This is a genomic window from Romboutsia sp. (genome assembly GCF_035470145.1).
In the GTDB taxonomy this organism is placed as follows: Bacteria; Bacillota; Clostridia; order Peptostreptococcales; family Peptostreptococcaceae; genus Romboutsia_D.
The window spans coordinates 1-11,385 of sequence record NZ_DATIRC010000219.1 but is presented as its reverse complement, the minus strand read 5'-3'; the positions used below and the strand labels follow the sequence as shown (position 1 = coordinate 11,385).

10 protein-coding genes and 1 riboswitch are annotated in these 11,385 nt (G+C 26.1%); of the genes, 1 reads left to right on the top strand and 9 read right to left on the bottom strand.

The annotated features are described in order from the left end of the window. The 4 genes from VLM92_RS09455 to VLM92_RS09440 form a co-directional block, all read right to left on the bottom strand. Positions 1-1,075, bottom strand: a 1,075-nt coding sequence (locus VLM92_RS09455; RefSeq protein WP_325276094.1) for a cellulose biosynthesis cyclic di-GMP-binding regulatory protein BcsB, incomplete at its 3' end; no start/stop codon positions are given. Between the two features lie 12 nt (positions 1,076-1,087). Then, positions 1,088-2,344: a glycosyltransferase gene (locus VLM92_RS09450; RefSeq protein ID WP_325276093.1), complete on the bottom strand. Its 1,257-nt coding sequence runs from the start codon at positions 2,342-2,344 to the stop codon at positions 1,088-1,090. Between the two features lie 2 nt (positions 2,345-2,346). Next, on the bottom strand, positions 2,347-3,966 hold the full coding sequence (locus tag VLM92_RS09445) for a polysaccharide deacetylase family protein (protein ID WP_325276092.1): 1,620 nt from the start codon (positions 3,964-3,966) through the stop codon (positions 2,347-2,349). Continuing rightward, positions 3,956-4,804, bottom strand: coding sequence for a GGDEF domain-containing protein (locus tag VLM92_RS09440; protein WP_325276091.1), 849 nt, complete (start codon positions 4,802-4,804; stop codon positions 3,956-3,958). The genes VLM92_RS09445 and VLM92_RS09440 overlap by 11 nt, the downstream gene beginning before the upstream one ends. 263 nt (positions 4,805-5,067) lie before the next feature. Between VLM92_RS09440 and VLM92_RS09435 the strand changes: the two genes are divergently transcribed. Continuing rightward, positions 5,068-5,883 (top strand): carbon-nitrogen hydrolase family protein, encoded by an 816-nt coding sequence (locus VLM92_RS09435; protein ID WP_325276090.1) that lies wholly within the window; start codon positions 5,068-5,070, stop codon positions 5,881-5,883. Between the two features lie 74 nt (positions 5,884-5,957). Here VLM92_RS09435 and VLM92_RS09430 read toward each other — a convergent pair whose 3' ends face one another. The 5 genes from VLM92_RS09430 to rbsC form a co-directional block, all read right to left on the bottom strand. Then, positions 5,958-6,443, bottom strand: a complete 486-nt coding sequence (locus VLM92_RS09430; RefSeq protein ID WP_325276089.1) for a hypothetical protein — start codon at positions 6,441-6,443, stop codon at positions 5,958-5,960. A 120-nt stretch (positions 6,444-6,563) separates the two neighbouring features. After that, positions 6,564-7,889 (bottom strand): Na+/H+ antiporter NhaC family protein, encoded by a 1,326-nt coding sequence (locus VLM92_RS09425; RefSeq protein ID WP_331681737.1) that lies wholly within the window; start codon positions 7,887-7,889, stop codon positions 6,564-6,566. Positions 7,890-8,017: 128 nt separating this feature from the next. Further along, a riboswitch (SAM riboswitch) is annotated at positions 8,018-8,121 on the bottom strand. A 130-nt stretch (positions 8,122-8,251) separates the two neighbouring features. Next, positions 8,252-9,220 (bottom strand): TIM barrel protein, encoded by a 969-nt coding sequence (locus VLM92_RS09420; protein WP_325276088.1) that lies wholly within the window; start codon positions 9,218-9,220, stop codon positions 8,252-8,254. A 307-nt stretch (positions 9,221-9,527) separates the two neighbouring features. Then, the gene (gene rbsB / locus VLM92_RS09415; protein ID WP_325276087.1) at positions 9,528-10,430 is read right to left on the bottom strand and encodes a ribose ABC transporter substrate-binding protein RbsB; all 903 of its coding nucleotides are present in this window, start codon (positions 10,428-10,430) and stop codon (positions 9,528-9,530) included. A gap of 26 nt (positions 10,431-10,456) precedes the next feature. After that, positions 10,457-11,385: ribose ABC transporter permease (rbsC, locus tag VLM92_RS09410; protein WP_325276086.1), on the bottom strand; the 929-nt coding region annotated here is incomplete at its 5' end.

Here is an 11,385-nt window from a genome sequence, read left to right as displayed (position 1 = left end):
ATTCTACAACTTTATTTTTAGGGGTGTTTATATCCATTATAACTTCTTGAGAAAAAGGTCCTTTAACTATCATATTCTCATAACCTAAATCTTTTAAAGATACTTTTCCTGTATTCTCTTTTACTTTCAAATCATTTATATCAGTATTTTTATCAATTATTATGCTATCTTTGTTTAAATTATTTATTAAATAATCACTACTTAAAAGCTTAGCTGCATTTTTAAGAAGCTCATCATTATTTGATATTATTATCAACCTTTTTCTATTTTTATCAAAAATTGAACTTACTTGCTTTATAACACATTTTTCATTTAAATTGTTTTTTTCACTTTCTGTAAGTAAATTTAGAATTTGGATAGGAGTATTATTTTCTTTTCCTATATAAATTACATTATCACTTTTTTTCTTAAAGTCTGAATAAACCTTAAAATCAAAATTAAAGTTGGAATATTTTATTTTTTTCCCAAAATCAGAACTTAAAATCATACCTGCACTTAGCTCTGAATTAGAATAATCATCTGGTATTAAAATAGTAGTATTTATCCTAGATCCATTGTCAGTATTTATATATAAAGTAGGATATTCACTTAGCAAATTCAAAGATTTTTTATATCTGTATTGCACGTTTATATTAGAATCCTTATGTATCACTAACCAGTTTGCAGTATTGGAATCATCTCTACATATCATATCTGATATAGTTTTATAAGCTTTTATTTTTATTTCATTATAACCTTCTTTAATTAAATCTTTTGGTATTTCTATACTAATTTCTTTTTTGTATTCTTTTTTTCCATCTAATCTTTCTGAATGAATAGGAGTATCATTTATGAGTACTGTTATTGTTGAATAATCAATATCTAAAAGCTCACTTTTAGTAAAAACTAAGTTTAACTTAGCATTTTTAACATCCCAATTTTTTTCTATATTAAAAAATTTATCACTACTACTTATAACTCCACTCATCTTTATATCATTTTCAAATTTATATGTTTTAACATTATTATCTGCAAAACACACGCTACCACTTATAAAACTAATCATTACTGATATTATTATAGCTATTAGCCTCATATAATTCGCTCCCTAAAATCGTTCTGTTTTATACCATTTAGCTTCTCTTTTGTTTATCGCATCTGAAAAATATCCAAACATTCCTTTTATGGCAACAAATAACCACATTTGTGAGTAAGTAAAGTACATTAATGCAACAAGTAATATATTAATTAAATCTTCTTCACCTTTTTCCATGCTAAGGGTTATACTTACTTGTAGTATGAATAATATATACGATAATATCCATATAATCCAAAAGTTAAATGGAATACTTATTTCAACTAAGTCAAATATATTTAAAATAAATATAATATCTGAGATTACAACTGAAGTTAAAAATAAAAAATACACAGAAAAGAAATATAATATATCAAATAAAACCTTGTTTTTCCTTCCCTTTAATATACTTTTTATATACTTAACTAAAACATAGATATTGCCTTTAACCCATCTAGTTCTTTGTTTTATCCATACATTCAAATTTTCTGGTTCTTGTTCCCAAGTTACAGATTGAGGTACATAAGTTATCGTTTGACCCATTTTGTAAATTCTAAAACTAATTTCAGTATCCTCAGCTATTGCCTTTGTATCCCACCCACCAAGACTATCTATAGTAGTTCTTCTAAGAACAAAGTTTGTTCCAGGAATAGTACATAATCCTAATAACTGATTTCTTCCAGCTTGAGCTATCCATTGAAAGCTAAGTGTCTCAATATTTATAAACTTTGTTAGTATATTTTTATGTTTATTTCTCGTCCTAAACTTTCCTATAACAGCTCCTAATCTATCATCTTTTATAATTGTTTGTATTAAGTATCTAAGAGCTGTTTTTTGAGGTGTATTATCAGCATCATAAATGGCTATATAATCACCTTTAGCTACTTGATAACCTATATTTAAAGCATTAGATTTTCCTTTACCACCAGTTATATTATCTGTATTTATTATAGTAAAATTATATTTTATATATCTATTTTTAATACTTTTAAGTATATCTTTAGAGTTATCAGAGGAATTATCATTTATAACTATAAGCTCCATCTTATCTATAGGATAATCTAGTAATAAAAGTGATTCTACAGTCTTTCCTATTACCTTACCTTCATTGTGTGCTGGAACTAATATTGATACAAAAGGATATTCTTCTAATCTATCATCTTTAAAATTAAGACTTTTTATATAATATATGTATCCACTTATAGCTAAAATTATATTTATAAGTAATACTGCCCATATAGAAATCAGAGAAAATAAAAATAAATAATCTACTAAGCTCAATTTCTCCATAATTATCTCCTTGTAAATTTATGCTTACTCATAGCTCTAAACACTATAAATATTATTAAAAATAAAGCTAATATCACTGATAAAAAAACTACTACTGCATTATTTATATATTTTATATAAGTTTCAAATTTAGATTTTTCTTTATTAACAGAAATTGATTTTGATTTGTTATAACTATAAGTAATCTTACCATCTTTAGATATAATACTTACATCATCAACTTTTATATAATTTTCTTTTTCCTTTAAATCTAAAAAGCTTACATCATTATTTTTTAAAAATTGTACACATTCTTTTAAATATTTAATATCTAAATAAGGATGAAAGAAAAATCCTCCATTATAACCTCTAACCATTGATATCTTATTAAAATTCTCTTTTATTAAATCAATAGTAAATGGATCTTTACTATCTATAAACCCTAAATTTTCAGGTATAAATACATTAAAAGTATCACTGTTCTTTATAGTATATGGAAAGGTACTTGTAGTAAAATTATCATTATTATTTTGATATTGGCCTACATAAGTAGAAAAGTATTTTTTTATTTCCTTATATCCATATATATTCATTGCATAGTGCGGAGCCTCAAATCCTAATGGATATATTCCGTTTTCAACACAAAGTCTAACACCACTTAAAACTCTATTTTTTACATAAATATTTATATCTTCTTTTATAGGCTCATCATTTTTAATATCCCAAAATTCATAACCTTCACCACTTATTTCTTCATTTCCTATTTGGTGTGTATACCCATGTAATATAACACTTCCGCCTTTTTGTTGCATATATTTTATAGTTTCTATAAATTCCGGTTTTAAATCTAAAGTATTTATATTACCAGTTTTTGAATCCACATAAGTAGGAATTAAAGCTATTATAAATGGTACGTTTTCTTTATATAAGTAATCTGCTATTTCTCTTAACTTTTTAGTATTTCTAAAGGGATGTACATCTTCTATTCTTACAAAAACTTCTTCTTTATCGAATTTTTTTCTTTCATAAAAATCATTTAAAGAATCCTCAAATATATAAGAATCTTCTAAGTCCCATCTTGATATATAATATAAGTTTTTTTCACTTAATATAAATGGATAGATATTATACCCATCACTCATAGTTGCAATTATATTTGTACTTGGTAAGGCGTTTATAATATTAAATGAATAAGTTGTATTCACTGATATTTTTTTATTTTTATAAAATAGTTTTGTTATATTATTATTTTTAGAATCATAACTTATATCATACTTACCACTAAAATCTAAGAAATTTTCAACTTTATCTCCAATCCAATAAATTTTATTGTTAAAATTAGATAAATCATTTAAAAAGTCAGTATTGTTTATATCATTTCTTATATTTATAATAAAAATATAATCAAAATTATTAATATATCCACTTTCGTAATCATTGGTAGATATTTCACTTACACTTTCATTAAATACATACAAAAGCTCATTTAAATGATTTACAGGGTTTTCGTTGTATCCAAAAACTTTTTCTCTTTCATAAACTATAAGAGATTTTTTATCTCTATTATCACCGTATGAAAAAGAAGTGTAACTAAAAAAAATTATTATTATAAGTACTAGAGATATTCTTTTTTTATACATCATATTGAAGTTCCTCTTGTGCTAATACTTTAAATTCTATAGCTGTTTTTATATCTTCCTTATACTCTAATATAGCTACCTTTGTATCTATATTCACATAATTTTTTTCTTGTTTTAATTTTAAATTTAAATTATTTATACTATCTTTTATTCTATTTCTCACAATATCTGCTCCATTTATATCTGTATTAGGCATAATAATAGCTAGAGTATCATTTTCTATAGTATATCTTTCATCTTCATTTCTTGTAGAGTTTATGATAACATCTCTTATATCTTTTATTAATTTATTAGTCTTGTTTTCTCCAATTATTTTTTTAATCTCTTTATAATAAGGTAGCTTTATTAACATTAAAGTACATGGATTTTTATGCCTTTTACATTTACTCATTTCTCTATCTAAATTCATATAAAATAACCTTCTATTTCCAAGTCCCGTTTGCTTATCTATTGTAACTAAATTCTCATATTCTTCTCTTAAGTTTTTATTAGTTTCTTGTAACAATAATATATTGTTTGATAATTTTCCGCTTGTAAAAGCTATAATAGGAATTGAAACCATCCAAACATAAGATATATAACTAATATCTATATCCATCACTAAATTAATATAAAAAATATAACTAGTATATAAAAATATAATCACAGAGGTTAAAATAAGTCCTACTACAATCCCACCTGTATAAGTAATCATAACTGTAAAAAAAGTTATACAAAGCATAATAAAATTTAAGGTTTCTATATTACCTTCTTTATTAAATATAAGTAAAGCTATAATAGTAAAAATTTCTAAAAATAACCCTATTAAATAAGAATCTATCTTTCTTAAAATACCTCTCATAATATCACATCTTTCTTTACGCAATTTTTTACTTAAATCTATTTAGTATTGTATGTATTCTATTTTCTTATTCCTTTGATATCTTACATTTTATAACAAATTTAGTTTAACAATTATTTTTAGATTTTATATTAGTTATTATTATCTGCTTTATAAAAAAAATTTAATATATTATTTTTAATAATTTTTAATGAAAGATTAAATAATTTGAACTAATATTGTAGTAAGAAGAACTATATATAAATACAGGAGTGAAAACATATATGAAAACCTCATTAAATATTGCAGTTATTCAAATGCATGTAGAAGAAGATAAATTTAAAAATCTTGAAATTGCTCATAATTTTATAAAAAAAGCATGCAAACATAAAGTTGACATAGCTATACTTCCCGAGATGTTTTGCTGTCCTTATAAAACATCCAACTTTCCAGTATATTCAGAATATGAAAAAGGAAAATCTCATGAAATGCTTTCTAATATAGCTAAAGAGCATGGTATTTATTTAGTTGCCGGATCTATGCCTGAAAAAGATGAAAATGGTAATGTATATAATACTTCATATGTTTTTGATAGAAGTGGTAATCAAATAGGAAAACATAGGAAAATGCATTTATTTGATATCCAAATAGAAGGCGGGCAACATTTTAAAGAGTCTGATACTCTTAATGCTGGAAATGATGTAACTGTATTTGAAACGGAATTTGGAAAGATTGGCTTAGCTATTTGCTATGATTTTAGATTTCCAGAATTATCTCGTATGATGGTTGATAAGGGTGCAAAAGCAATAATTGTTCCTGCTGCTTTTAATATGAGTACAGGTCCCGCTCACTGGGAACTTATGTTTAGATCAAGAGCTATTGATAACCAAGTATATACTATAGGTTGTGCACCTAGCCGTAATTATGATTCTAGTTACATATCTTATGGAAATTCTATTGTCGCTTCTCCTTGGGGTGATGTTTTAAAACGTATGGGTGATAAAGAAGGTTATTTTATATGTAGACTTGATTTTGATTATGTTGATAAAATAAGAAAAGAGCTTCCTCTTATTAATCATAGAAGATTAGATATTTACTAATAATTTTATAAATTAATAGGATAACCAAATTTATCTATTTAGTTATCCTATTAAATATATTATATAAATTGCAACTATCCCATTTGTAATATTTTACTTATAATAGTAATGATTTTACTAGCAACAATTAAGTCTTGTGTACTTAAATAAATCATGTAATGTCTTAATTCAATCCATTTTTTATCTATACTTATATTTTTATTGTTTGTTTCTTCTATTTTATTTATTATGTCTATAACTTCTTTTATTTTATCTTTTGGTAAATCTTCATTTATTTGTACTAATTTTTTCATGTCATCAAACATATTTAAAATCATAGATTTTTGATGCTCAATTACTAATTTTTCCTTATGTAAACACAACTTTTCTTTTATATTTTCTAAATCTTTTTTTGTATAGTTCCAAACTTTATCATTATTATTTTCTATATTTTCTATACATGCTTTATATTTATCAGTTAATTCTTCAACTGCTATAACTATTTCTAAATAATTATTTTCTTTTAATACATCTTCACATCGTTTTATATTTTTATCTAGTTCTATTAATATTTTGTCCAAATTTTTACCTCTTCCTATCTATTCTCATTTATATTATAGCATAATCACCTAATTTGATAATTATACATACAAAATGGAGCACTCCTATTGATTTTAGGGTACTCCATTTATCTTTTATTATTATGCTGCTTGCTTTTCTTCTTTTTTAATTTCATCAACTTTTGTTTTTGGTAATCCAATTGCTATAGCTAATATACCACATATAAACATTAAAACTGGATAATATAAATACCTTAATACCTCAATCGGCGAAACCGATGCTATTGTTGCCGCTGTTAATAACTGAGCACCATAAGGTATCATACCTTGCCAACAAGATGAGAATATATCTAATATGCTTGCACATTTTCTTGGATCTATATTATATTCTTTAGCTATATCCTTAGCTAAAGGACCTGCTGTTACTATTGCTATAGTATTATTTGCTGTACATAAATCTATAATACTTACAAGTGCTGCTATACCAAACTCTGCACCTTTTTTAGTTTTTATCTTACTTGTAATAAAGTTAAGTATAAAATCAATTCCTCCGTTAAACTTAATAAGTTCAACTACTCCACCAACAATAATTACTAAAAGACATAATTCTTGCATTCCTGCTATACCATCTGATACAGAAACTATAAGGCCTAATAAATCAAATGTATTTGTAAAAATTCCTATTGCTCCTGCAAATAAAATTCCTCCACTTAATAACACAAATACATTAACTCCATATAACGCACCTATTAAAACAGCTAAATAAGGTAAAACCTTTATTATTTCATACGTATAAACTTCACTTGACTTAACATTGTATCCTAAAGTCGTTGCTGCTAATAATATTAAAGTTATTATTGCAGCTGGAAGAACTATTAAAAAATTCACTTTAAACTTATCTTTTAATTCACATCCTTGCGTTCTTGTTGCTGCTATAGTAGTATCTGATATCATAGATAAGTTATCTCCAAACATAGCCCCACCAACAATTGCTCCTATTACTAATGCAATAGGCATACCTGTTTTTTCGGCAATTCCAAGACCAATCGGCCCTAGTGCTGCTATAGTTCCCATAGATGTTCCCATAGAAATTGATATAAAACATCCTATTACAAACACTCCTACTATTAAAAGATTTGGTGGAAGTACTGATAAACTTAAGTTTACAGTAGAATCTACTCCTCCCATTGCTTTAGCAACATTTGAAAATGCTCCTGCTAAAATAAATATAATAACCATCAAAATTATATCAGAATTTCCTGCTCCCTTAGCAAATACTTCTATCTTTGTTTGTAGACTTTCTTTTTTATTAAGTGCTAATGCAAATGCACTAGATATTATAAATGCTACTAATACTGGCATTTTATAAAAATCTCCTGTTATAACTCCACTTCCTACAAATAGTAGTAAAAATATACCTAATGGCAATAATGCCATAGGATTTCCTTTTTTAATTTGTTTTTTCATAATATGTCTCTCCTTATAATGAAATTTGTTTTCGTTTTATATTGTTTTTTTAGCTATTAGACAAGTTATAAATTTATTTAATTAAAAAAAGCCTGAGAATAACTCAGGCTTTGATAGCAAAAATTATACGCTCATCTTTCAGCTAATAGCTGCAGGATTTAGCACCCGTATAATAATTTATACTGGTTGCCGGGTTTCTTAGGGCCAGTCCCTCCACCGCTCTTGATAAGTTTTATTTAGTTTGTTTAGAATATAATACGAAATTTCACGAATTTTGTCAATACTTTTATTATTTTGAACAATGTTATTAATAACATTTAAATTTTTATTAAGCTATTTTTTTATCTTATATATCCTCCCTTCTATAATCCTAACGTTTCATCTTGTATATTTATATATTCACTTAATTGATCAAGCGATGTTGTTATAAATTCATATACTAAATACTTTGGTTTTATTATATCTATTAATGATTTTATTTTTTTATTTGTGAACGGTTTATGTTGATCTATGTTTAATATGTGAAAAATTATATTATCGCTTACTTCATTTATTTTAATTTCTTCATTTTGATATTTTAAAATTTGGCTTTTAACATATTCTGAAGATATTGACTTACTTAAATGAACGCCCTTTATATATTTCTTTAAATCCCCTAAATTATTTACAGTATCTATTAGATAATCTATTGCCTCTGCCTCTGTATTTATTTCTAAATTTGTATTTAGTAAATGCCCAGTATCTAGCATAAATCCTTTATTTTTATATTTAATCTTCTCTATAAATTCTTTTACTAGACTTTCATCTATCATTGTAAGCCCTGGCCACCATAAATTTTCAAATAGTATTGTCATGTCTGTATCTAAATTTTCAAATATATCATTTACAAGTTCTACTGTTGCATCCAATACTTCTTTATCACTATATGTAAAGTTATAATCATAACAATTTTTTATTTTTACATGAGATACATGAAATACTACGTACTCTGCATTTAGATCTTGTGCTACTTTTATTTCTTTTATATAATGATTTATTATAGCTTCTTTATTTATTCCTCCATAGTAATTTATAACATCTTCTATACTCTTAAAATCTTCTAACATACCTTTTTCATTTCCATTCCAAAAATCTAACCACATAGGATAATGTCTTAAATGTATACCTTTTATTGCTTGTTTAGGTATTAAATCTTCTTTATATTCTAGTGGTCCTAATAATTCTATAGCATCTATTTTATGATTTTTTAAAAAATTTTTTATATTTTTTTTATCATTTTCATATCTATCCATATCGTACTTGTATGTAGATAAATTCATTATTTTTAACATGTTTATTTTCCTCCTAATATTTTAACCTATCCTAACACATTTGCCTTCTCAATTCCTTAATAGCATTACAATGCTTCGTATCCCTTACAGTAGAGTGAGACGTTTTGGATTTTCACCAAATTCCCTTTTAATAATCATATGCTATTTGTATAAATTTTTATTAATATATAAATTTTATTTTAAGAGTAGTTTATATAATAAGAAAAATCAACAAATATTTATATATTTTAGATTTAAAAAGGGAGTATCTCTATCAATGATTAATTAAAATCATTTTTAGATACTCCCTTTTTAATATAATTATTAATTATTTTTTAGCTATTAATTGTAATTCTACTGGAATAAATTCTTCAACTTGTTGTCCATCTATTACTTTAATTGCAGTTTCTACTCCTAAAGATCCTATTAATTTTGGTTGTTGAGCTACAGTTGCTGCCATTGTTCCTTCTTCAACAGCCTTTACAGCATCATCAGTAGCATCAAATCCTACTATTATTACATCAGTCATTCCTGCATCTGCTAAAGCTTTTTGAGCTCCTAAAGCCATTTCATCATTTTGTGCAAATACAGCTTTTATATCTTTATTACCTTGTAATATATTTTCCATTACAGATAATCCTTTAGTTCTATCAAAATCAGCAGTTTGTTTAGCTACTGCCTTTAAATTACTTCCTTCTATTCCTTTTGCAAATCCTTCCCCTCTATCCCTAGCTGCAGAAGATCCTGCTATACCTTCAAGTTCTACTATGTTGCCTTCTCCACCTAATTGCTCTACTATATATTGCCCTGCCATTTTTCCACCAGCTACATTGTCTGAAGCTATATGAGTTTCAACTTTTCCACCATTTGCTGCTCTATCTAAAGTTACAACTGGTATAGATGCATTATTTGCTATTTGAACAGTTGCTGCTGCTGCATCAGAGTCAACTGGATTTAATAGCACTAAAGAAACACCTTTTGTACTTATATCTTCCATGTTTGATACTTCCTTTGCAGGGTCATTTTGAGAATCAAGTACTACTAATTCATATCCTAATTCCTTTGCTTTAGCTTCTGCACCTGCTTTTAAATCTACAAAGAATGGGTTGTTTAAAGTAGATACTATTAAACCTATTTTCTTACTATCTTTACTATCTCCTGGTGAAGAACACCCTGTTAATATTCCTAATGATAAAGCTAGTACCATTAGCATTGTAGTAATTTTTTTCATTGTAACTCCTCCTTTAATATAATGTCTTAATCATTTTTTCTATCTAAAAGAACAGCTATTAGTATAACTATTCCCTTAGCTATCATTTGGAAATATGATGATACATTTAATAAGTTAAGAGCATTACTCAATATACCTATTATTAAAGCCCCTACTACTGTACCACCTATTTTACCTTTCCCACCAGTAAGACTTGTTCCTCCAAGTACTACTGCTGCTATTGCATCTAATTCATATCCACTACCTGCATTTGGTTGCGCTGAGAATAATCTTGCTGTTATTATAATCCCTGCAACTGATGCTAAAAGACCACTAACTGTATAAACAAATATTTTCACTTTATCTGTATTTATACCAGATAACTTAGTTGATTCCTCATTTCCACCAAGAGCATAAGTATATCTACCTATTTTAGTTTGGTGTAGTACATAATAACATATTAAGAATGCTGCTATCATTATCAGAACTGGGTTTGGTATTCCAAATAAACTTCCTCCACCAATATTACTAAAAACTAAAGCTCCTTCACTACTTCCAAATGATATAGGCTTTCCATCTGTAAATACCAATGTTGCTCCTCTAAGTATTGTCATTGTTGCTAATGTTGCTATAAATGGTTGTAATTTACCTTTACTTATTATGACACCATTTAAAAACCCTATACCTGCTCCAACTGTTAATGATAGAAGTACTACCACTAACATATTTTGACCTGATACCAAAAGACTTGCTGCCATAGCACCACTAAACCCAAGTATAGATCCAACAGATAAATCTATTCCACCTGTTAATATGACAAAAGTCATACCTGCTGCTATAACTGCATTTATAGAAGTTTGTCTAAGTACATTTAAAATATTTGAGACTGTAAAAAATGAAGGACTAAGCACAGCTACTACAGCTATTAACGATACTAATCCTACTAGTGTTTTATATTTTATGAGTAATTCCTTAA